23 protein-coding genes are annotated in these 21,756 nt (G+C 61.9%); 10 read left to right on the forward strand and 13 right to left on the reverse strand.

The window, feature by feature from the left end:
- Positions 1-44 precede the first annotated feature (44 nt).
- Positions 45-473 carry an Lrp/AsnC family transcriptional regulator gene (locus OSJ75_RS05800; protein ID WP_267227227.1) on the forward strand — a complete coding sequence of 143 codons (429 nt, stop codon included), beginning with the start codon at positions 45-47 and terminating at the stop codon, positions 471-473.
- Between the two features lie 24 nt (positions 474-497).
- Here the strand turns inward: OSJ75_RS05800 and OSJ75_RS05805 are convergent, their stop codons facing one another.
- The 3 genes from OSJ75_RS05805 to OSJ75_RS05815 form a co-directional block, all read right to left on the reverse strand.
- Complete coding sequence (locus OSJ75_RS05805; protein WP_250016902.1) at positions 498-737, reverse strand: DUF768 domain-containing protein; 240 nt, start codon at positions 735-737, stop codon at positions 498-500.
- 92 nt (positions 738-829) lie between these two features.
- The gene (locus OSJ75_RS05810) at positions 830-1,021 is read right to left on the reverse strand and encodes a CsbD family protein (RefSeq protein ID WP_250016894.1); all 192 of its coding nucleotides are present in this window, start codon (positions 1,019-1,021) and stop codon (positions 830-832) included.
- Positions 1,022-1,248: 227 nt separating this feature from the next.
- The gene (locus tag OSJ75_RS05815) at positions 1,249-3,243 is read right to left on the reverse strand and encodes an AI-2E family transporter (RefSeq protein WP_267227228.1); all 1,995 of its coding nucleotides are present in this window, start codon (positions 3,241-3,243) and stop codon (positions 1,249-1,251) included.
- Between the two features lie 174 nt (positions 3,244-3,417).
- Between OSJ75_RS05815 and OSJ75_RS05820 the strand changes: the two genes are divergently transcribed.
- The 4 genes from OSJ75_RS05820 to OSJ75_RS05835 all read left to right on the forward strand — a co-directional run bounded on the left by OSJ75_RS05820 (position 3,418) and on the right by OSJ75_RS05835 (position 5,497).
- Positions 3,418-3,576 carry a DUF3309 family protein gene (locus tag OSJ75_RS05820; RefSeq protein WP_250016878.1) on the forward strand — a complete coding sequence of 53 codons (159 nt, stop codon included), beginning with the start codon at positions 3,418-3,420 and terminating at the stop codon, positions 3,574-3,576.
- Positions 3,577-3,702: 126 nt separating this feature from the next.
- On the forward strand, positions 3,703-4,563 hold the full coding sequence (locus OSJ75_RS05825) for a PRC-barrel domain-containing protein (protein ID WP_267227229.1): 861 nt from the start codon (positions 3,703-3,705) through the stop codon (positions 4,561-4,563).
- Positions 4,564-4,690: 127 nt separating this feature from the next.
- Positions 4,691-5,026 carry a DUF883 family protein gene (locus OSJ75_RS05830; protein WP_250016862.1) on the forward strand — a complete coding sequence of 112 codons (336 nt, stop codon included), beginning with the start codon at positions 4,691-4,693 and terminating at the stop codon, positions 5,024-5,026.
- Positions 5,027-5,029: 3 nt separating this feature from the next.
- Positions 5,030-5,497 carry a hypothetical protein gene (locus OSJ75_RS05835; protein ID WP_250016853.1) on the forward strand — a complete coding sequence of 156 codons (468 nt, stop codon included), beginning with the start codon at positions 5,030-5,032 and terminating at the stop codon, positions 5,495-5,497.
- On the opposite strand, the gene OSJ75_RS05840 is transcribed toward OSJ75_RS05835, so the two are convergent.
- The 3 genes from OSJ75_RS05840 to OSJ75_RS05850 all read right to left on the reverse strand — a co-directional run bounded on the left by OSJ75_RS05840 (position 5,477) and on the right by OSJ75_RS05850 (position 8,218).
- Positions 5,477-6,922 (reverse strand): sensor histidine kinase, encoded by a 1,446-nt coding sequence (locus OSJ75_RS05840; protein WP_267227230.1) that lies wholly within the window; start codon positions 6,920-6,922, stop codon positions 5,477-5,479. The genes OSJ75_RS05835 and OSJ75_RS05840 overlap by 21 nt on opposite strands.
- A 523-nt stretch (positions 6,923-7,445) precedes the next feature.
- Entirely contained in the window at positions 7,446-7,997 is a 552-nt protein-coding gene (locus tag OSJ75_RS05845; protein ID WP_250016833.1) for an RNA polymerase sigma factor, read from the reverse strand.
- 14 nt (positions 7,998-8,011) lie between these two features.
- Complete coding sequence (locus OSJ75_RS05850; protein ID WP_250016822.1) at positions 8,012-8,218, reverse strand: NepR family anti-sigma factor; 207 nt, start codon at positions 8,216-8,218, stop codon at positions 8,012-8,014.
- Positions 8,219-8,382: 164 nt separating this feature from the next.
- Between OSJ75_RS05850 and OSJ75_RS05855 the strand changes: the two genes are divergently transcribed.
- From OSJ75_RS05855 to OSJ75_RS05875, 5 genes are all read left to right on the forward strand, one after another.
- On the forward strand, positions 8,383-9,177 hold the full coding sequence (locus tag OSJ75_RS05855) for a response regulator (RefSeq protein WP_250016820.1): 795 nt from the start codon (positions 8,383-8,385) through the stop codon (positions 9,175-9,177).
- Positions 9,178-9,258: 81 nt separating this feature from the next.
- Positions 9,259-9,423, forward strand: coding sequence for a DUF1328 domain-containing protein (locus OSJ75_RS05860; protein WP_027231091.1), 165 nt, complete (start codon positions 9,259-9,261; stop codon positions 9,421-9,423).
- 790 nt (positions 9,424-10,213) lie between these two features.
- The gene (locus OSJ75_RS05865; protein ID WP_267227231.1) at positions 10,214-11,584 is read left to right on the forward strand and encodes a murein hydrolase activator EnvC family protein; all 1,371 of its coding nucleotides are present in this window, start codon (positions 10,214-10,216) and stop codon (positions 11,582-11,584) included.
- Positions 11,574-12,899: a S41 family peptidase gene (locus OSJ75_RS05870; RefSeq protein ID WP_250016815.1), complete on the forward strand. Its 1,326-nt coding sequence runs from the start codon at positions 11,574-11,576 to the stop codon at positions 12,897-12,899. Before OSJ75_RS05865 ends, OSJ75_RS05870 begins: the two co-directional genes overlap by 11 nt.
- A gap of 166 nt (positions 12,900-13,065) precedes the next feature.
- Positions 13,066-13,590, forward strand: coding sequence for an RNA pyrophosphohydrolase (locus OSJ75_RS05875; RefSeq protein ID WP_267227232.1), 525 nt, complete (start codon positions 13,066-13,068; stop codon positions 13,588-13,590).
- A gap of 93 nt (positions 13,591-13,683) precedes the next feature.
- Here the strand turns inward: OSJ75_RS05875 and OSJ75_RS05880 are convergent, their stop codons facing one another.
- From OSJ75_RS05880 to OSJ75_RS05910, 7 genes are all read right to left on the reverse strand, one after another.
- Positions 13,684-14,091, reverse strand: coding sequence for a F0F1 ATP synthase subunit epsilon (locus OSJ75_RS05880; protein ID WP_267227233.1), 408 nt, complete (start codon positions 14,089-14,091; stop codon positions 13,684-13,686).
- A 133-nt stretch (positions 14,092-14,224) separates the two neighbouring features.
- Positions 14,225-15,865, reverse strand: coding sequence for a F0F1 ATP synthase subunit beta (gene atpD, locus OSJ75_RS05885; RefSeq protein WP_267227234.1), 1,641 nt, complete (start codon positions 15,863-15,865; stop codon positions 14,225-14,227).
- A gap of 18 nt (positions 15,866-15,883) precedes the next feature.
- Complete coding sequence (locus OSJ75_RS05890; protein ID WP_250016806.1) at positions 15,884-16,762, reverse strand: F0F1 ATP synthase subunit gamma; 879 nt, start codon at positions 16,760-16,762, stop codon at positions 15,884-15,886.
- Positions 16,763-16,781: 19 nt separating this feature from the next.
- Positions 16,782-18,311, reverse strand: a complete 1,530-nt coding sequence (gene atpA / locus OSJ75_RS05895; RefSeq protein WP_250016803.1) for a F0F1 ATP synthase subunit alpha — start codon at positions 18,309-18,311, stop codon at positions 16,782-16,784.
- Entirely contained in the window at positions 18,311-18,871 is a 561-nt protein-coding gene (locus tag OSJ75_RS05900) for a F0F1 ATP synthase subunit delta (protein ID WP_250016801.1), read from the reverse strand. Before OSJ75_RS05900 ends, atpA begins: the two co-directional genes overlap by 1 nt.
- 241 nt (positions 18,872-19,112) lie before the next feature.
- On the reverse strand, positions 19,113-19,502 hold the full coding sequence (locus OSJ75_RS05905; protein ID WP_267227235.1) for a DUF4345 family protein: 390 nt from the start codon (positions 19,500-19,502) through the stop codon (positions 19,113-19,115).
- Positions 19,503-19,537: 35 nt separating this feature from the next.
- Positions 19,538-21,721: a primosomal protein N' gene (locus tag OSJ75_RS05910; protein ID WP_267227236.1), complete on the reverse strand. Its 2,184-nt coding sequence runs from the start codon at positions 21,719-21,721 to the stop codon at positions 19,538-19,540.
- Positions 21,722-21,756 lie beyond the last annotated feature (35 nt).

A 21,756-nucleotide genomic window follows, 5' to 3' on the forward strand; every position in this document is an offset into this window, starting at 1 on the left:
AACAACGACGCATTTTGCGCATATTGCCGAGAGGATTTTACATAATGCTGTCCGACGCGGATCACGCGCTCCTGTCCCTGCTGCGCGAGAACGCCCGCGCCTCCACCGCCGAGCTTGCCCGCAGGCTCGACCTTTCGCGCACCACGGTGCAGAGCCGCATCGAAAGGCTGGAGGCGCGCGGCGTCATTCGCGGCTATGGCGTCCAGCTTTCACCGGAGTATCAGGAGAACCTCGTCAAGGCGCATGTGCTGGTCACGGCGCTGCCCAAGCTCGCACCGCGGGTCGAGAACGCGCTGCGCAAGATCACATGGGTCCGCACCCTGCATTCGGTGAGCGGGCAATTCGACATGATCGTCATCGTCGAGGCTCCGTCGATCCAGGAACTCGATCGCCTTCTCGATGAGATCGGCGCGCTGGAGGGTGTCGAAAGGACGATGTCGTCCATCATCCTGTCGACGCGGATCGAACGCTAGCGGCCGAAGCTGACGTTCACCACACTAGCCGCCTGCGCCCCTGGCGAGGGCGGCGCGGTCGATGGCGGTGATCATGCAGATCTCCAGATCGCCCAGCCCGTCCTTGATCTCGGATTCGCTGATGCCGGCAGCTGCCGCGGCCGCGGCGCATTGTTCCGCCAGCTTCTTTGGCCGGCTGTCATGGTGCTCCATGTCCGCCGGGCGACTCGTATCCACATTGGCGTCTATCCAATTGTTGACGAAGTCGATTGCTCTCTGACTCATTGTCTGCTGCTCCGGTTCATAGATTTCGGCCGCGCCGGGCATAGGTTGCAGTCAGCGGCTGGAAACCGGCCGTAGCCGGTTCCCGATCGGCATCAGGCCTTGTCGATGACTTTCTTGACTGCGTCCTTGGCCTTGCCTTTTGCGTGCTGGGCGTCGCCCTTCATCTGCTGCGCCCTGCCCTCCGCCTCCATTTGCCGGGACCCGGTTGCCTGTCCCACTGCCTTTTTGGCGCCTCCGGCTGCCTTGTTGGCCATGCCGGACATCTTGTCACTCGTGCTTCCCATGGAAAACTTCCTTTCCTGAAACGACCACGTCCTAGAACGCTGGCAGGCGCAGCTTGTTCCGGATCGTCCGCCTCGGGTGCAAGGAAAAATCTGGGGGACGACCCGGCGCCCACGGGGGAACAGGCACCGGGTCTGGAGTTGCCGGCCGAAACTCGGCTAGCGTGGGCAACAACGAAGTAGACCGGGCTTGGTTCCCGCCCCGCGCGGCCATGCCTCGAGAATTCGCTTCAGGTCGACATTTCATCGATGACCGTCTCCATCGAGGCGGCAAAAACGCAGTTGCGGGTCGAAGCGACGATCTTCTCGCCGTCGATCGTATCGCTGTCGTCGCCGAGGAATCCGAGGACGATCTTCATGCGCGCGTGACGCCGGCGCAGGCGCCGTACCAGATAGCGCGCATGGGCCACGGAAGCCGAGTCCAGGTAATTGATGCAGATGGCACTGACCCCGCTCAGGTCCAGCTTGCCTATGTTGGCGGCAACCAGCTCGTCATGGGTTATATCGCGCACCTCGAAGCCGCGCCGCTCCAGTATATCGCCGATGATGAAGCCGGCTGCATCGTCGAGATTGCTGCGCCCGCCACCCGAAAGCACGATCTTCGGCTTCGGTGCGGCAGCCGACCCGGCCTTCGTCCTGGCCGCCCGGGTCTTCCCGCCGTTCTGCTCCTTCTCCTCCTTCGGCTCCTGCTCTTCCGCTTCGTCATCGTCATGATCGGAAAGATTTTCGACGAGGAAGGCCATGCCCTGGGCGACGCGGTTGCGACGCGGCACATCGAGGACGCCGCGCTTTCGATCGTGCTCGGCCAGTTGCAGCGACGGAATGGCGACCGAACCGTAATATTCGAGGATCGGAGCCGTCTGCAGATATTCCTCCGCCTTCTCCGTCGCTTCGTCCGGATCGCCGGAAAGCAGCCTCTGGTAGAGCTGCTGCGGCGGCATCAGCACCGGCTCGTTGCCGAGCAGAACGTCGAGAAACTCGAATTTCGGCACGTGCCGCCCGAGCACCACGAGGCACACGGTGAGCGGCGTCGAGAGGATCAGGCCGATCGGACCCCATATCCACGTCCACACGATGGCGGCGACCAGGATCGCCACCGGGGACAGCCCGGTACGCGAGCCGTAGAGCAGCGGCTCCATGACATTGTTGCTCAGAAGTTCGAGCACGATGAACAGCGCCGCCGTCCACACGAGCGTCATCCAGCCGGGATCGACCGCGATCGCGAGAAGCAGGGGAAACGCCGCCGCGATGATCGGCCCCACATAGGGCACGAAGCGGAACAGGATCGCCAGCAGGCCCCAGAGAACCGGATTGGGAATGCCGATGACCCACAACCCGATGCCCACCGGCACGCCATAGCTGATATTGATGATGAGCTGCATGAGCAGATATTGGCCGACACGCTTGCCCGCATCGTGCAGCGCGGTCGTCGTTCGATGGATATCGCTCGCACCGACCAGCTTTATGAAGCGGTCGCGCAGGTCCTCGCGCCGCATGAGCATGAAGATCACGAAGACGATGACGATGCCCACCGTCGCCATCGGCTGCACCAGCGGCCCGGCCACGGTCTGCAGGACCTGCAGAGGATCGGGCGGCGGCGTGCGGATCTCCACCGGCACCGGCTTGCCTGCCTCGGCGGGCCGGAGCGGTGCAGATTGCGCCGGCGGGTCCGAGGTCACGTTCTGCGGCGGCCGCTGCGCTTCGGCTGGTTCAGGCGCCGGCTCCGTCGCCGGCGAGAAGCGCTCGACCTCGTCCGATCGACCGATCTCCTCATTGAGCCGCCTGAACGTGCGCGAGGCCCGGTCGAAGATGCTGTTTCCGGATTGGGCATCCTTCACCGTCCTGATCTTCGCCTGAATATTGTACTGGTAGCTCGGTATGTTCTGCGCCAGCACGCTCAACTGGCTGACAAGCACCGCAACGAAGAGCGCAATGACAAGGAAGGCGGCAATGACCACGCCGACCACCGCGACGCCCTTCGGCACGCCGCTTCGATGCAGGCGCGTCACCAGCGGCGAGAGGGCGAATGTCAGCAACAGCGCCAGAGCGAGGGGCACGAAGACATCGCTTGCCCAGTAAAGCGCCGCGACGATGGCGATGGCGACGATGACCGGCGGAAATTGCGTGCCGCCATCGGGCTCCGCCGGCACGGCCACATAGGCGGCGCGCCGGGTCACGCGCTCGACGGCGCGCTGCGGCACGACTTCCGGTTCATCCGCAGGCATGATCGGTCCCCACTTCGTAAGCCATCGGCAGTATCTCCCTCAACCCCGGTGCTGCAACGCGGATCGCGCCTTTTGGTTGCAGTCTCGCCATTCGCCCGGCCAGCGCCGCGGCCTGGAACGAAACCGGCGCCGGCGTGTTTTATGACACAACAGGTTCAACCGCCGGGAGACATCATGTCCATTACCACAATCCTAGTTATCATACTGATTTTGGCCCTCATCGGCGTATTCCCGACCTGGCCTCACGCCCGGAACTGGGGTTATGGACCGTCCGGCCTGCTCGGCATCGTCGTGGTGGTGCTTCTCATCCTGATATTGATGGGCCGCATCTGATCGAGCCCGATTTCGCTTAATCGAACGCATCGAAAGGAGAATGCGCATGTTCCGCGGTGTCCTGCTATGGCTTATCGGCCTTCCTCTACCGATCATCCTGATCCTCTGGCTGCTTGGATATCTGTCTTGAGCGACAACAGACCCCTGAGAGGCGCGGCCACGAAGTCAGCCTTCGTCGCCGCTGCGCTCGCCCTGCTTGCCGCCAATGCCGCGGCTCAGGATACGAAGGAGACGCGCGGGCTGTTCGGGCAGATGCCGGAGAAGGCGGACCCGCAGCAGAACCAGTATCTCACCGGCGAGGCTGGACAGGTTCTCGTCTCCAACCTGATCGGCCAGGATGTCTATAACGGAACAGGCGGCGATGCGGCCGCCATCGGCAAGGTCACGGATATTCTCGTCGGCGCAGATGGACCGCTGGCGGCCATCATCGGCGTCGGCGGCTTCCTCGGGATCGGCGACAAGGAAGTCGCAATCGGCATCGGCGAGCTTTCCTGGGCGGGAGAAGGCGACCAGGCCCGGCTCGTGGTCGCAGCCGGCAAGGAGGAATTGCAGGCCGCGCCCGCATTCGACCGCAGCGCCCTCACCAAGACGGAGCCGCTTGCCGGCGCCTCGCCCGCCGCGGAGCCGGAGCCTGCCGATCGCAGCGCGCTGAAGGCGGTGCCTTCCGCCGCAGTCAGTGCGGACCGGCTGATCGGTGCGGCCGTGTTCGGACCCGAGGATGAATCGCTCGGCAATGTCAATGACGCGCTGATGATGCCCGACGGACAGGTGGAAGCGCTGGTGGTCGACGTGGGCGGCTTTCTCGGCATCGGCAAGAAGCCCATCGCCATCTCCATAGAGAATCTCGACCTTCTGGCCGACGAGGCGGGCAAGGTTTCGGTGTTCACGCCATTCACCAAACAGGAACTGGAGGCTCATCCGGCCTATAGCGCCGAAGCCTATAATGCCGACCGGGACAGGATATTGCTGCGGGGAACCGCGGAATAATAGGCGGAACCGGCGCCGCCATATATTGCCCTCGGCAGCGCAGCGTGGAACAAATGAAATTCACCTGCGTTCCAAACCCATGAGCGTTCCGAACCCATGAGTTGCAACCTCTCTCAGGAGTTATCGTATGGCCACTGTGTCCTCCAAGATCGACAAAGCAGTTAAAGAAGCCCAGACCGACCAGGATCTGCAGGCGCAGGTTGCGGCCTTGAAAGAGGACATAGCCAATATCGCCGCGACCCTTTCCAGGATCGGCAAGGATTCCACCCGGGGCGCGCGGGCGAATGCCGCCGAAACCCTGGAAACTGCGCGCCTGAAGGGCGAGGAAGCCCTTGACGACCTGCGGCTGCGCGCAAAGGATCTCGAAGAACAGCTTGCCGAAACGGTGCGGGAAAATCCGCTGACGACGGTTGCCGTCGCCGCCGGCATCGGGTTCCTTCTTGCCTGCCTGACCCGCCGCTAGAAAATGCTGAAGCTGCTGACACCATTCCTGACCAGCGTCGCCGCCGGCGAAGTTGGCACAGCCGTCAACCGTATCAAGCGCAATGCGCTTTACATGGCTGTGATCGCCGTTCTCGGGGCGATTGGCGTCGTCTTCCTTCTGGTCGCCGCCTATATCGCCCTGTCGGAACGCTACGGGCCGCTCTACGCCTCCCTTTCCATCGGCATCGGGGCGCTGGTGCTGGCGTTGATCCTGTTCGTGATCATGAAGGTAACGGCGGCCGCGGCCCGCAAGCGCCAGAAGGAACGGGCGAAGGTCGATACGTCCGCGCTGCTCACGGTCGCGGCAGTCGCCGCGGCCCCCGCCTTGCTCAAATCGCGCGGCCTGACATTGCTGGCCGTGCCGGCCATTGCATTGGGTGCGTTGATGTTCCTCGGCGATAAGCCCGAACGCCGGGCGCGGCGCAAGCGCTCAGCCGGTGACGGTACTTGACCCATCCTCGATCGGCATGGAGATAAGCGCTTCCATGCCGGTCGGCGGATAGCTCAATCGCACGCTGCTCGATATGACCTTGTCGAGGCTTCGCTCGATCAATCGCTCGCCGAGCCCCCGTTCGCCCCGCGGCATGACCGGCGGGCCGTTCATCTCGGTCCATTGGATCACCACGCGCGAACCGTCCAGCCCCCGCTCCGTCTGCCACGACACCCGCACCTTGCCTGCCGCGGCCGAGAAAGCCCCGTGCTTGGCGGCATTCGTCGCCAGTTCGTGCAGGGCGATGCCGAGCCCGAGCGCATGGTCCGGCGGCAGGATCATATCCTCGCCGACAAGCTCCAGCTGATGCGAATCGTAGAGCGCATAGGGTTCGACCTGCCTGGTCACGAGATCCACCAGGCTGATGCCGCTCCATTCGCGGTCGGAAAGCAGCGTATGCGCTTCTGAAATGGCGCGCAGCCGGCCGGAAAAGGCCTCCATGAACTCGGCGGGATCGGATGTCCGGTTGAGCGTCTGCCGCGCCAGCGATTGCAGCATCGCCAGCGTATTCTTCACCCGGTGATTGAGCTCGCGCAGCAGGAGCCGGGTCTTTTCTCCCGCGCTCTTCGCCTCGGTAATATCGATATTGACGCCGACCGCCACGGCCGGCCGGCCGGTCTCGTCGCGCTCGAATATGCGCCCGCGGCCAAGCAGCCACTGGCCGGAGGAAGCCGCGCGGAACTCGCCGACATAATCCTCATTATGAGCCATTGCCCGCGTGATCGCCATTTTCATGAGCGGAAAATCGTCGGGATGCATGGCGCGGAACACGTCCTCGCCGGTGACCGGATTCTCCTCGCTGAGGCCAAGCATGGAATAGGCCATCTTGTTGCCGGTGAAGAGACCGGTCTTGAGGTCCCAGACCCAGCTGCCGACATGGCCGGCTTCCAGCGCCACGGCGTTGCGATCCTCCTCGCGGTGAAGCGCTTCCATTGCCGATCTTCCAAGCCGAGCATTGCGCTTGAGCTCGACGAGCGAGCCTGCGAGCTTCGCTAAGCGCTCGAGCTGCTGCTGCCCCTGCTGCTGCCCCTGCCCCTGCCCTGGTCCCTGATCGTCCGATTCGAAAGTGGGCTTGTCCACGGCGGAGAGGATGCTGATGACGCCGACCGGTTCGCGGGCCACCGTGAAGGGCGCCGTCGCCACAAAGCCCGGATTGCCGGAGCCGTCGCGGCGAACGAGGCAGCGCGCGCCGGTCAGCGCCTCGGCTTCGAGCGGCCAGAGATCGGGCAATTGCGCCGTGCCGGCGGATGCAAGCCGGTGGCTGATGTCCTTGTCCACGAGTGATATGCTGACGCCATCGACCGAAAACATGGCGAGGGCCATGCTGCAAAGGTTCTTCAGGTCCGCATCGTTTTCATTCGTTGCTGCGAGCAGCGCCGAAATCACATCCTGCCGCGACTCTGCGGAAAGAAACGACTGAGTGCTTTCTGAGATTCCGTTTGACTTCATACTCGATGACGGCCCGCTCAGTGGCGCCCCCTGATTTCGGCTAAGTTATCTACGCCACGTCTTCAACGCAACGTTTTCGCCAAGGTTCCTCAACTCGGTGATTTAGTTACAATACTCCGCTGCTGCCGCCGAAACGGCGGGCAGGTCTGGCGGGTTCCATCCCCGGATTGCTGCCCCTGGCAAACGTTTCAGGCGGCCGTCGGTTCCGGCCTGAAGGCCATCCCCGTCTAGTGTGGTGGAATTGAAATACGCCTCGCGGATGGCGGCAGGGGCAAGAGCGTATTTCAATTCCGAAACCACACTAGATACATATAATTGCTAGTGACCCTATCGAATCTGAAGTTCATCTGACGCTGCTGCAATAATGGAGTGAACTTCAGATTCGGGTCACTAGTGTGGTGGAATTGAAATACGCCTCACTATGGCGGCAGGGGCCAGAGCGTATTTCAGTTTCGGGTCACTAGGCAAATTTGTTGGAAGTGACCTGCGTCGCGATCGAATCGGGGCCATAATCCACCTCGCCCTGTACCTCCAGCAGCTCCTGCAGCCGCGTGCGGGCACGGCTTACCCGGCTCTTGATCGTTCCGACGGCGCAGCCGCAGATATCGGCGGCTTCCTCGTAGGAAAAGCCCGAAGCGCCGACGAGGATGATCGCCTCACGCTGATCGTCCGGCAGTTTCTCGAGCGCCTTGCGGAAGTCCTGGAGATCCAGCGAACCATATTGCGAGGGATGCACGGAAAGATGTTCGGTGAATATGCCGTCGGAATCCTGCACTTCACGCCCGCGCTTGCGCATCTGGCTGTAGAATTCATTGCGCAGGATGGTGAAGAGCCAGGCCTTTATATTGGTGCCGAGTTCGAACGAATCCTGTTTTGCCCAGGCTTTCATGATCGTGTCCTGGACAAGATCGTCGGCGCGGTCGGGATTGCCGATGAGTGAAACCGCAAAGGCGCGCAGCTTTGGCAGCGACGCGATCAGGTTCCGTTTGAAGTCTTTCGATTCATGTACCATTCACTGGTCCCGTTCTATTTCGAGGATTGTGAATGTTTGCGCTCGGCTTCGTCCAGTTTCTCCAGGAGATCGAGAAACCGGGTCGGTATTTCCTCGTCCTGCACGGAGGCGTAGAGGGCGCGAAGCTTGAGGCCTATTTCGGTTTCTGCATTTTTTGTATCACGTCGACGAATGCGCGCTGCGGAAGCCGGCGCGTCAGAAGAGCTGTTCTTTGGGTTCATTGCCTGATCTTTTCCGATGTCAACGCTTTTTCACTAGACACAATACATGCCCTAATCCTGAACGAAGCGAAAAGTTCCAGCCATGGAACTTTTTTTTCACCAATGTGTTTAAGTCCGCTACTCTTTAAAATTCCGATACCATCTGAACATGGGAACCCATCATAATGTCATTGTCCACCCGGATAGCTCCACATTTGCCGTATCTCCGCCGTTTTGCCCGCGCCATCACCGGCTCCCAATCCTCCGGCGATGCCTATGTGGCGGCGACGCTTGAAATTCTCATCACGGATGTGTCGCTCTTTCCCCAGGCGGGCTCCGACAGGGTCGGGCTCTACAAGCTTCTGATCAAGCATTTCAACTCGGTCAATGTGCGGCCATTGGAACTGCAGTCGGAATTCGGCTGGGAGAAGCATGCCGCCGCCAATCTCACCTCGATCGCGCCACGGGCGCGCCAGGCTTTCCTGCTCATCAGCCTCGAAGGCTTCAGCCAGGCCGAGACGATGGAAATCCTCGATGTGAGCGAGGAAGAGCTCTACGCGCTGCTCGACGAGGCTTCCGTCGGCATATCGCAGCAGATCGCCACCGATATCCTCATCATCGAGGATGAGCCGCTGATCGCCATGGATATCGAGCACATGGTCGAAAGTCTCGGACATCGGGTCGTCGGCATTGCCCGGACCCGGGACGAGGCGCTGAAGATCTATTCGACGACGCAGCCGAGCATGATCCTCGCCGATATCCAGCTTGCCGATGGCAGTTCCGGCATCGACGCCGTGAACAACATATTGAGCCAGGATTCCATCCCCGTCATCTTCATCACGGCGTTCCCGGAGCGACTCCTGACCGGCGAGCGGCCGGAACCGACCTTCCTCGTCACCAAGCCGTTCAACCCGGACATGGTGAAGGCGCTGATCACCCAGGCGCTGTTCTTCAAGGAGAGCAGCCGCGCCAAGGTCTGAGCCGAACGCTGAAGGCGTCTCCCCGTGGAACCAATCCGGCACTTTCACCGTTGTCGGTTCAACAATTAAAGGGAGACGATGATGCTTTATTACGCGGTAATCTTTCTGATCATAGCATTGGTGGCGGGTGCCCTGGGCTTCGGAGGCATCGCCGGCGCCTCGGCGGGCATTGCGCAAATAATCTTCTACGTATTCCTCGCCCTTCTGCTGATTTCGCTGATCGCAAGCATAATCAGACGTGCCTGATAGTCTTTGACGACAATGACACCCGCCTCGCAGCGGGTGTTTTTGGTTGCCCAAAAGGGGCCCACAGAGGGCCCACAAAGGGATTGCACCATCGTTGCTGCGTGATTCGCGGCACATCATCGCCATCTGTCGTTTTCCGGGCTGTGAACAGGGGCAAACTGGCCCGCGCGGTGGGATAGATTTTCGGCCTCAAAAAATATTTTGCCCTGCAAGCTGCTGATTTCGCTCATTCTTCCTTCCGGCACGCAAAAAAACTTATCCCCCCTGTTTGAAGCCGGGGTATTCTGCACAAATCCTTTCCAGTGGGGGAGCAGCTTCCGGTGCTGTTTCGATTGCTGGGGAAGGATGGCGTTGCCGGACAGGCGGGAGTGACAAACCCGACTGGCTGGCAAACTGCAGAAGGAAACGGAGGTGGCGCTCTTGTTTCCGGGTTGTTGCGTCTGACAAGCGCAATGATAGCAGGCAAAGACGTCGCGGGCGGTCTTCGGACCTCGACCCTGATACAATACTGACGCGCTGAAGACCGCCCGTCTCCCCCCATTTTCAATGACCAGACGCGATTGCGCGGGCGTGGTGCGGATTTTCCGTATTTAATCCACTCTACCCTCATGACTCCTGCGCTCCCCACCGCTGACGCTGGTCACTGCAGCCCAACCGACAAACGGCCCCGCCGCAATTTGGCCATCTCGCTTACCCAGAACGCTACTGTCCAAACGGACCGCTTATGGTTAATGGTTCGTTAGTGGAAGCCGAATAGGCTCCGTATCGATTTGCATAGTCCGGACAGGTGATGGTTTTCAGGCGATATCAGGCGATCCCCTTGGCGGGCCACGGCTCGCGGCGGCTTGCAATTGCCCTTCTGTGCCTGCTTTGCGCCGCGCCCGTCCAGGCCCAGACACCCGCACCACCCCCGCCACCCGCACAGGCCACGCTGCCCGCGGAAGCGAAGAAGGCGGAAACCCAGAAGGAATTGCAGGACCTGACGAACGCCATGTCGGTTTCGTCGGAAAAGCTGGCGCAGCTCGATCAGGAGATCGCCGGGCTTCGCAAGGACCAGACAACGCTCACCGCCGCGCTCATTCAATCGGCAAAGACCGAGAAGAAGATGAGCGAGGATATTGCCGGCTTCCAGGACAAGCTGACCGGGCTGCGCGAGCGGGAAGACGGGCTGAGGCTGTCGCTGCGGCAGCGGCGCGGCGCGCTGGCCGAGGTGCTTGCCGCGCTCCAGCGCATGGGACTGAACCCGCCGCCGGCCCTGCTCGTCCGCCCGGACGACGCGCTGTCATCGGTCCGCAGCGCGGTGCTGCTTGGCGCGGTCGTCCCTGAAATGCGGCATGAGACCGAGACACTGCTTGCCGACCTGCGCGAACTGACCCGGGTGAAGACCTCGATTTCGGAGGAACAGGTGCGGCTGACGCAGGCATTGGCCGGGCAGGCGGAGGAGCGGAAGAAGCTCGACCTCCTGCTGGCCGAGAAGAAGAAGCTGCAGGAGAGTTCGGAGGAAACCCGCCTGGCCGAGCAGAAGCGGGTGGAGGATCTGGCGCGGCGCGCCAATTCGCTGAAGGACCTCATCGCCTCGATTGAAAAGGAAATGCGCGAGGTGGAACGCGCCGCGAGCGAAGCCAGCGCGCAGGAGCAGGAGCGGCTTGCCGCGAGCCAGAAGCGCGCCGACGAATTCGCCTCCAACCAGAAGCGGCTGTCGTCGCAGGTGAATTTCGCCTCGCTGCGCGGCAGGCTCGCCTTTCCCGCGGCCGGCAAGCTGGTCCGGCACTTCGGTGATGATGACGGATTTGGCGGCACCGTCCAGGGAGATACGCTGGAAACCGGTGCCGGAGCCACGATTACAGCGCCCGTGGACGCGGTTGTCCTTTATGCTGGCGCATTCCGCTCCTATGGACAACTCTTGATACTTGATGCCGGGAACGGGTATCATGTCGTTTTGTCGGGCATGGCTAAGATCAATGTCTCGCAGAATCAGTTTGTACTGGCGGGAGAACCGGTGGGTGTGATGAACGAGCAACTTATCGCCAGCAGCACGCCTGTTCCAATTAGAAATGGAGCTCCAATGCTTTACATTGAGTTCCGAAAGGATACAAAACCCATTAATCCCGCTCCCTGGTGGGCGGATAGGCTTGCTGGAAGGACCGCAAATGATACGTAGACTGTCGCTTCTCTTGGCTGGAGCGCTGCTGGGCGCGACGGCTATGGTCGTCGTGCAGGGTGCTTTGCCCACCACCGCCGCGGAAGCTGCGGGCACCGATACCTACAAGCAGCTTTCAATTTTTGGTGATATCTTCGAGCGCGTGCGAGCCCAGTACGTCACGCCGCCCGACGACAAGAAGCTGGTCGAAAACGCCATCAACGGCATGCTCACCTCGCTCGATCCGCATTCGTCCTACATGAATGCGGAACAGGCGCAGGACATGCGCGTGCAGACGAAGGGCGAATTTGGCGGCCTCGGCATCGAAGTCACCATGGAAAACGAACTCGTCAAGGTCATCGCGCCGATCGACGATACGCCCGCTTCCAAGGCCGGCGTGCTCTCGGGCGACTACATTTCCAAGATCGACGGCGTCGAGGTTCGCGGCATGACCCTGACCGACGCGGTGGACAAGATGCGCGGCGAGGTGAATACCCCGATCGAGCTCACGCTGATCCGCAAGGGCGCCGACAAGCCGATCACGCTGACAATCGTGCGCGACGTCGTCAAGGTGAAGGCGGTGAAATACCGCGTCGAGAACGATATCGGCTATGTCCGTGTCATCTCCTTCACCGAAAAGACCTCCGACGATCTGCAGAGCGCGATCAAGGACATCCAGAGCAAGATCCCCGAGGACAAGCTGAAAGGCTTCGTGCTCGATCTCCGGCTCAATCCGGGTGGCCTGCTCGATCAGGCCGTGGACGTCTCCGATGCGTTCCTCGACAAGGGCGAAGTGGTTTCGACCCGTGGCCGCGACCCGAACGACATCACGCGCTTCGATGCGCGCGCCGGCGACCTGACCAAGGGCAAGCCGCTGATCGTGCTGATCAATGGCGGGTCCGCCAGTGCCTCGGAGATCGTGGCCGGTGCGTTGCAGGACCACCGTCGCGGCACCGTGCTCGGCACGCGCTCGTTCGGCAAGGGCTCGGTGCAGACCATCATCCCGCTTGGCGAGAATGGTGCGCTGCGCCTGACCACGGCGCTCTATTACACGCCGGCCGGCAAGTCGATCCAGGGCAAGGGCATCGTGCCCGACATCACCGTGGAACAGCCGCTGCCCGACGAGTTGAAGGGCAAGGCCGAAGCCATCAGCGAATCGAGCCTCAAGGGCCATATCAAGGGCGCGGAGGAAGATGCGGAAGGTTCCGGCTCCATCGCCTATGTGCCGCCGGAGGCCAAGGACGACCTGCAGCTGATCCAGGCAATGAAGCTTCTGCGCGGCGAACAGGCCAACGCGGCCTTCCCTGCCGATCCGAAAAAAGGCGTTCCCAACTGAGACCAGAGGGCCGGATCATCATCCGGCCCTTTTCACGACAGCCGTCCGGTTTCAAACTTCCTCGATGTGCCGCCCGCCCGGGCCGGCAGCATTCGGGCGGCACGGCCGGCTGCTTTCCGCGCTTGCCGCACCTTTGAGAAAAGACTAGCCAGATCCGGAGTGCATGATGAACAAGAGAGCCAAGATGGTTGACCCCGCATCTCTGCCCTATCGCCCCTGCGTCGGGATAATGGTGCTCAACCGGGATGGGCTGGTCTGGGCGGGACACCGCATCATCATTCCGAACGACGAGATGGACGGTGCGACGCAGCTTTGGCAGATGCCGCAAGGCGGTATCGACCCCGGCGAAGAGCCGGAACCCGCCGCGCTGCGCGAACTTTACGAAGAAACCGGGATGCGCTCGGTCAAGCTGCTCGCCGAAGCGCCGGACTGGATCAATTACGACCTGCCGCCGCAGCTCGTCGGCGTGGCGCTGAAGGGCAAATATCGCGGCCAGACACAGAAATGGTTCGCCTACCGCTTCGAGGGCGACGAGAGCGAGATTGCAATCAACCCGCCGCCCGGCGGCCACACCGCCGAATTCGACTCCTGGGAGTGGAAGCCGATGGCCGAGCTCCCGAACCTGATCGTGCCGTTCAAGCGCAAGGTCTATGAGGAGGTCGTGGCCGCATTCCGCCATCTGGTTGCATGAGGTCACAGGGAGAATGGCCGATGGAAGCGGCCATCCGAACAACAAAAAAGCAGGCCTGGAGCCTGCTTTTCCAATTGGATATGCGCCGCGCGATCAGGCTGTCTTGATCGCTTCCTGCAAGGTCATCAGCTGGCCGAGAAGGTCTTCGGCTCTGGCCTTGGCCTCACGCGTCGTCGCGTCCTCGAAATCCTCGCGGGCATCCTGGATACGCCGCTGCAATTCGTCAGCCTTTATATCGGTGACATGTACCGCCGATTCCGCCAGCAAGGTGCAACCATCCGGCGTGATGTCGACGAAGCCGCCAAACACGACGTAATTATCCGGCTTGCCATCGGCGGTCGTGACCGAAACGACGCCCGGCTTGACCGTCGCCATCAGCGGAGCGTGATGGGCGAGCACCGTCATGTAACCTTCCGTACCCGGAATCACGACTTCGGAAACCTGCGCGGAAAGCAGCAGGCGTTCTGGCGATACGAGTTCGAACTTGAAGGCTTCAGCCATGATATTCACTCAGTTCCTGTGATCGTAACCTGATCAATTCAGGCAGTTCCGGGAGCAGGCGGTGAAACCTGACCTGGAATTGCAATTCGGCAGCGGATAGCGGCTGAAAACATCAGCCGCTATCGAAACCTCATCAGGCCGCTTCGGCAGCCAGACGCTGTGCCTTCTCGATGGCTTCGTCGATCGAGCCGACCATGTAGAAGGCGGCTTCCGGCAGGTGATCGTAATCGCCGTTGCAAAGGCCCTTGAAGCCCTTGATCGTATCGGCGAGATCGACCAGCTTGCCCGGCGAACCGGTGAAGATTTCGGCAACGAAGAACGGCTGCGACAGGAAGCGCTCGATCTTGCGGGCACGCGCCACGGCAATCTTGTCTTCTTCCGACAGCTCGTCCATGCCAAGGATGGCGATGATGTCCTGGAGCGACTTGTAGCGCTGCAGGATCGACTGGACCTGACGCGCAACTTGGTAGTGCTCTTCGCCGACGATGATCGGATCGAGCATGCGCGAGGTGGAGTCGAGCGGATCCACAGCCGGGTAAATACCCTTCTCGGAAATGGCACGGTTCAGGTTGGTCGTGGCGTCAAGATGGGCGAACGAGGTCGCTGGCGCCGGGTCGGTCAAATCGTCGGCGGGCACGTAAATGGCCTGGACCGAAGTGATCGAACCCTTGTGGGTCGTGGTGATGCGTTCCTGCATCGCGCCCATGTCCGTTGCGAGCGTCGGCTGATAGCCCACGGCCGAAGGAATACGGCCAAGCAATGCCGACAATTCCGAACCCGCCTGGGTGAAGCGGAAAATATTGTCGACGAAGAACAGAACGTCCTGGCCTTCATCGCGGAAGTGTTCCGCAACCGTCAGGCCCGACAGGGCGACGCGGGCACGGGCACCTGGCGGCTCGTTCATCTGGCCGTAGACGAGTGCGGCTTTGGAGCCTTCGCCGCCGCCTTCCTTGTTCACGCCGGACTCGATCATCTCGTGATAGAGGTCATTGCCTTCGCGCGTACGTTCACCGACACCCGCGAACACCGAGTAACCACCATGCGCCTTGGCGACGTTGTTGATCAGTTCCATGATCAGAACGGTCTTGCCGACGCCGGCACCGCCGAACAGGCCGATCTTGCCGCCGCGTGCATAGGGTGCGAGAAGATCGATAACCTTGATGCCGGTTACCAGGATCTGCGCTTCCGTCGACTGCTCTACATATTCCGGAGCAGGCTGGTGGATCGCGCGGGTCAATGTCGTCTTGATCGGGCCGGCTTCGTCAACCGGCTCACCGATAACGTTCATGATGCGGCCGAGCGTTTCCGGTCCGACCGGAACCATGATCGCGGAGCCCGTATCATAAACGACCTGGCCGCGAACCAGACCTTCGGTCGAGTCCATGGCGATGGTGCGGACCGTGTTCTCGCCGAGATGCTGCGCGACCTCGAGAACCAGGCGGTTGCCGAGATTGTCGGTTTCCAGAGCGTTGAGGATCTTCGGCAGAACACCGCCATCGAAGGTCACGTCGACAACAGCGCCGATGACCTGGCTGATACGGCCGGAGACGCCATTGGCCTTCAACGTTGCCTTTGGAGCAGCCGTCGTCTTGGCGGCAGTCGTTTTGGCGGCCGGCTTCGCTGCAGCCTTGGGCGCAGTCTTCGCGGCAGCCTTGACCGGCTTTGCAGCGGCTTCGGTCTTGGCGGCCGCCGCCTTGGGCGCAGCTGCCTTTGCGGGCTTGGCTGCTGCAGCCGTTGCGGCTGCGGGTGTTTTCGGGGTCGCTGCTTTTGCCATCGATCCTTACCTTCGCGATTAGAGCGCTTCCGCGCCCGAAATGATTTCAATCAGTTCTTTGGTGATCTGGGCCTGACGCTGGCGGTTGTACGACATTGTCAGCTTGCTGATCATGTCACCGGCATTGCGGGTTGCGTTGTCCATGGCGGACATGCGCGCACCCTGTTCCGATGCCGCGTTTTCAAGGAGAGCGCGGAAAACCTGGACGGAAATATTGCGCGGGATCAGATCGCCGAGAATGGCAGCCGGATCCGGCTCATATTCATAAACTGCATCGCCCGCTGTTTCCGGCTCGGCATCGTTGATGGAGTTCGCCGGTATGAGCTGCTGGGCGGTCGGTATCTGGGAAATGACCGACTTGAACTCGGAGTAGAACAATGTCGCGACATCGAAGGCGCCTTCATTGTACAAACCGATAATCTTGCGTCCGATCTCATCCGCATTGGTGAAGCCGACCTGCTTTACCTCACGCAGATTGACGTGATCGATGATGTGCTTGCCGAGATCGCGGCGCAGTATGTCGGCGCCCTTCTTGCCGACGGTGATGATCTTCACCGTCTTGCCATCGGCGAGCAGCCGGCGCGCATGTTCGCGGGCCAGACGCGCAATCTGCGCGTTGAAACCGCCGCAAAGGCCGCGTTCGGACGTGCAGACGACGAGCAGATGCACATCGTCCCTGCCGGTTCCGCTCATCAGTGCGGGCGCATCGTCACCATCCACATTGGAAGCGATGTTCGCCAGAACCGCAGCCATGCGCTGCGAATAGGGGCGTGCGGCTTCCGCAGCTTCCTGGGCACGACGCAGCTTCGCCGCGGCGACCATCTGCATCGCCTTGGTGATCTTCTGCGTCGCCTTGACCGAGGCGATCCGGTTTCTCAGATCCTTTAACGAAGGCATCCGTTCATCCCGTCAGTGGTTAAGCGAAGGACTTGGCAAAGGCGTCGATTGCCGCCTTGAGCTTGCCCTTGGTGTCGTCGCTGATCTGCTTGTCCTTGGCGATCGCCTGGAGAACATCCTTGCTCTCCGTGCGCAGCCAGGTCAGCAGGCCCTGCTCGAACTTGCCCACGTCGCTGACGGCCAGCTTGTCGAGATAGCCGTTGACACCGGCGAAAATCACCGCGACCTGCTCTTCCGTCTTCAGCGGCGAGAACTGCGGCTGCTTCAGCAGCTCGGTCAGACGCGCACCGCGATTGAGCAGGCGCTGCGTCGAGGCATCGAGATCGGAACCGAACTGGGCAAAGGCCGCCATTTCGCGATACTGCGAAAGCTCACCCTTGATCGAACCGGCAACCTGCTTCATCGCCTTGATCTGCGCCGAGGAACCGACGCGGGAAACCGACAGGCCGACGTTAACGGCCGGACGGATACCCTGGTAGAACAGGTTCGTCTCGAGGAAGATCTGGCCGTCGGTGATCGAAATCACGTTGGTCGGAATATAGGCGGAAACGTCGTTGGCCTGGGTCTCGATGACCGGCAGCGCCGTCAGCGAACCTGCGCCATTTTCGTCGTTGAGCTTTGCAGAGCGCTCCAGCAGACGGGAATGCAGATAGAACACGTCGCCGGGATAGGCTTCACGGCCCGGCGGGCGGCGCAGCAGCAGCGACATCTGGCGATAGGCAACGGCCTGCTTGGAAAGATCGTCATAGGCGATCAGCGCGTGCATGCCATTGTCGCGGAAATACTCGCCCATCGCGCAGCCGGCGAATGGCGCCAGATACTGCATCGGAGCAGGATCGGAAGCGGTCGCGGCAATGACGATCGAATATTCGAGGGCGCCGCGCTCTTCGAGGATCTTCACGAACTGGGCAACCGTCGAACGCTTCTGGCCGATGGCGACATAGACGCAATACAGCTTGTCGTTCTCGTTGCCGGCATCATGGGCCGGCTTCTGGTTGAGGAACGTGTCGAGGATGATGGCGGTCTTGCCGGTCTGGCGATCGCCGATCACGAGCTCGCGCTGTCCACGGCCGACCGGGATCAGGGCGTCGATGGCCTTGAGGCCGGTCGACATCGGCTCGTGCACCGACTTGCGCGGGATGATGCCGGGAGCCTTGACGTCGACGCGCGAACGCTGGGTTGCCTTGATCGGGCCCTTGCCGTCGATCGGATTGCCGAGGGCGTCGACAACGCGGCCGAGCAGCTCCTTGCCGACGGGGACGTCGACGATGGCGCCGGTGCGCTTGACCGTGTCGCCTTCCTTGATGTCACGGTCGGAGCCGAAGATAACCACGCCGACATTGTCGCTCTCGAGGTTGAGAGCCATGCCGCGGGTACCACCCGGGAACTCGACCATTTCACCGGCCTGAACATTGTCCAGACCATATACGCGAGCGATACCGTCACCGACGGACAGAACCTGCCCGACCTCGGAGACTTCCGCCTCCTGGCCGAAGTTCTTGATTTGCTCTTTCAGGATTGCGGAAATTTCCGCGGCGCGGATGTCCATCAGCCGACCTCTTTCAGTGCAAGCTTAAGCGAAGAAAGTTTTGTGCGAAGTGAAGTGTCGATCTGGCGGGAACCCAACTTGACGATGAGACCACCGAGAATCGACGGATCAACAGTGACATTGATTGTCACGTCCTTGCCGGCCACGCCCTTGAGCGCCGCCTTCAGTTCTGTCTGCTGCGCAGCGGTGAGTGCATGCGCCGAAATGACGTCGGCGGCAACTTCGCCGCGATGCGCGACTGCGATTTGACGGAAAGACCGGATCATTGCCGGCACTGCGAACAGGCGGCGATTTTGCGCGACCACGCGCAGGAAATTGCCGACGAGGCCGCCGATGCCGGCCTTGGTGAGGATGGCGGAGACCGCCTTCACCTGATCACCGGATGAGAATACCGGGCTGGCAATGAGACGCTTCAATTCGGCGCTGCCATCGACAAGAGCCTCGAACCTGCCGAGATCCTTTTCCACTTGCGGGATGGATTTTGCCTCCAGCGCGAGGTCGAACAACGAGCCTGCATAACGCTGGGCAACACCGGAAATGAGCGACGAAGTTTCTGCCACGAACGACAAGCTCTCTGTGTTGGAGCCAAAAATCTGCAAACCGAAGGATAGAAACGGTCAAATCTTTGGCGTTATTGATTATTTTTCCGCCAAGAACATAACTCAAGAGCCGCCCCCGACGAGATTTGAATGCCGTCTAGCATAGGAACACTGGACTCGCAACAAGCGAATCCCCGAAAATGGCGGTGCGCATTGCCGCAACCTGCGTAATATGAGCGAACGATTCAGGAATGTGACGGCGTTACGCCACGAAACCGAAAGCGAAGAGCAGCGGCCCCGCTGCAAGCGCGAGTTCCAGGATCACGTAGACCCAGTTATAAAGGGTGTTGCCGCGATCCGACATCATCGAGATCAGCCTGCCGAACACGGTGAAGGCCCAGGCGACGCCGAGGGCGATCCAGAGGAAGGGCTGCGCGAATATCAGGGCGCTGAAACCGAGCCCGACATAGAACCCGGCGAGCGGTCCGCGCAGCGCCGCCACCGCCTCCGGATGGGCGGGCACCGTCTGCAGCCGCAGGGCGCGCATGGCGAGGCGCGGCGCAAGAAAAGCGAACAGGCCGAGCAGCACCGTCACCGCCGCCGACAGGAAGGCCAGCCATTCGCCCTGGCTCGATGGCCAATAGAGTTCCATGATATTCGTCCCCCGACTGAGTTCCTGCTACTTGCTTATAGAAAGTTTTGCGGATCGACATCAACTTGGACACGCAATGATCCACGCTCTTTTGGCCCGGCCTGCAGCATGGCCCGGATGAAACCCTGGATATCCGCCTTGCGGTCCGCATGGACGAGCAGCCTGAACCGGTGGCGCCCCCTGATGAGCGCGAGCGGCGCCTCCGCCGGGCCCAGCACCGCGATCTGCGGCGAAGCGGGGGCGGCGCGGCGCAGCGCGCGGGCGTGGCTCTCCGCCTCCTGCCGCGTCGGCGCCGATATGATCAGCGCCGCAAGCCGGCCATAGGGCGGCAGGCCGGAACGCTCGCGCTCCTCGATCTCCCGCTCGTAGAACGTCTTCGCATCGCCGGAGACGATGGCCCGCATGACGGGATGGTCCGGCTGGTAGGTCTGGAGCAGGCCGAGGCTCTTCTTGCCGGTACGGCCAGCGCGGCCGGTGACCTGGTTGAGCAATTGAAACGTGCGCTCCGCCGCGCGCGGGTCGCCATTGGCAAGTCCGAGATCGGCATCGACCACGCCCACCAGCGTCATGTTGGGGAAATTGTGCCCCTTGGCGACGAGCTGCGTGCCGATGACGATATCGGCATCGCCCCGGGCAATGGCATCGAGTTCCAACCGCAATCGCTTGACCCCCATCAGGTCCGACGAAAGGACGATGATGCGCGCCTCGGGAAAGGATTTCTCGGCTTCCTCGGCGATGCGCTCGACGCCCGGGCCGCAGGCGACGAGATGATCGAGCGTGCCGCAGGACGGGCAGGCTTCCGGCCGCGCTTCGTGATGTCCGCATTGATGGCAGACGAGTTGCCCGCGGAAGCGATGCTCCACCAGCCAGCTCGAACAGCTGGGGCATTGGAACCGGTGCCCGCAGACGCGGCAAAGGGTCAATGGCGCATAGCCGCGCCGGTTGAGGAACAGCAGCGATTGCTCGCCGCGCTTCAGCGTCGCCTCGACCGACTCCACCAGTGCCGGCGAGAGGAACCCGCCCGGGCGCGGCGGCGACCGGCGCATGTCGATCGTCTTCAGGTCGGGCATCGCCGCCTCGGCATAGCGGCCGCTGAGCCTTATCCGGCTGTAGCGGCCCTGGTTGGCGTTGACCTGGCTTTCGATCGACGGCGTCGCCGAGGCGAGAATGACCGGGAACTGGCCGATATGGCCGCGCACCACCGCCATGTCGCGCGCATTGTAGAACACGCGGTCCTCCTGCTTGTAGGCAGGATCGTGCTCCTCGTCGACGACGACGAGCCCGAGTTCGCTGAATGGCAGGAACAGCGCCGAGCGCGCACCCGCGACGACGCGCACCTGGCCCTCCATGACCTGCCGCCACACACGCTCGCGCATTCGGGGCGCAAGTTCCGAATGCCACTCCGCCGGCCGCGAGCCGAAACGGTCGTGGAACCGGTCCAGGAACTGCTGCGTGAGCGCGATTTCCGGCAGGAGGATGAGCACCTGCCTGCCCTGCTCCACCGCCTTGGCTATGGCCTCGAAATAGACTTCCGTCTTGCCCGATCCGGTCACGCCGTCGAGCAGCGACACGGAGAAACCGCCCGCCGCAACGGCTTCGACGAGCTTTTCGGCCGCCTGCGCCTGGTCGAAGGTCAGGGTCGGCTCGGCATAGGCCGGATCGGGCGTCGCCACGACCGGGCGCGGCGGTATCATCACCGTTTCGAATAGCCCCTGCGCGACGAGGCCGTCCACCACCGTCGCCGAGACGCCGGCGGCGTGGGCGAGGCCGGTGCGCGTCCAGGCCATGCCTTCCGCCGCCATCTCCAACACGCGCGACCGCGCACCGGTGATGCGGTCCGGGCTGCCGCCCGCGAAGCGCAAGCCGGGCACGGGCGGTTCAGGATCGAAGGCCGCCGGCACGCGCAGCACCATGCGCGCCACCATTCCAGGCGGCGAAATGGTGTAGTCCGCCGCCCATTGCATGAAGCGCAGCATGCCGGCATCCACCGGCGGGCAATCGAACAATGCGGATATCGGCCGCAGTTTCTTGGCATCGACCTTGTCGGTGCCGCCTTCCGTGACGATGCCCGCCACCTCGCGCGGCCCCAGCGGCACACGAACGATGGAGCCCGCCTTGACGTCCATCCCCGCCGGCACGACATAACTATATGGACGCTCGGCCGGCAAAGGCACGAGCACTGGAACTATTTTTTGCGGAATGGACGAATCCTCGGTCATATATGCGTGACCTTGGCGCAGCTTTCCGCTAAAGA

It is taken from the genome of Phyllobacterium sp. 0TCS1.6A, assembly GCF_026420825.1.
Taxonomy (GTDB): domain Bacteria; phylum Pseudomonadota; class Alphaproteobacteria; order Rhizobiales; family Rhizobiaceae; genus Phyllobacterium.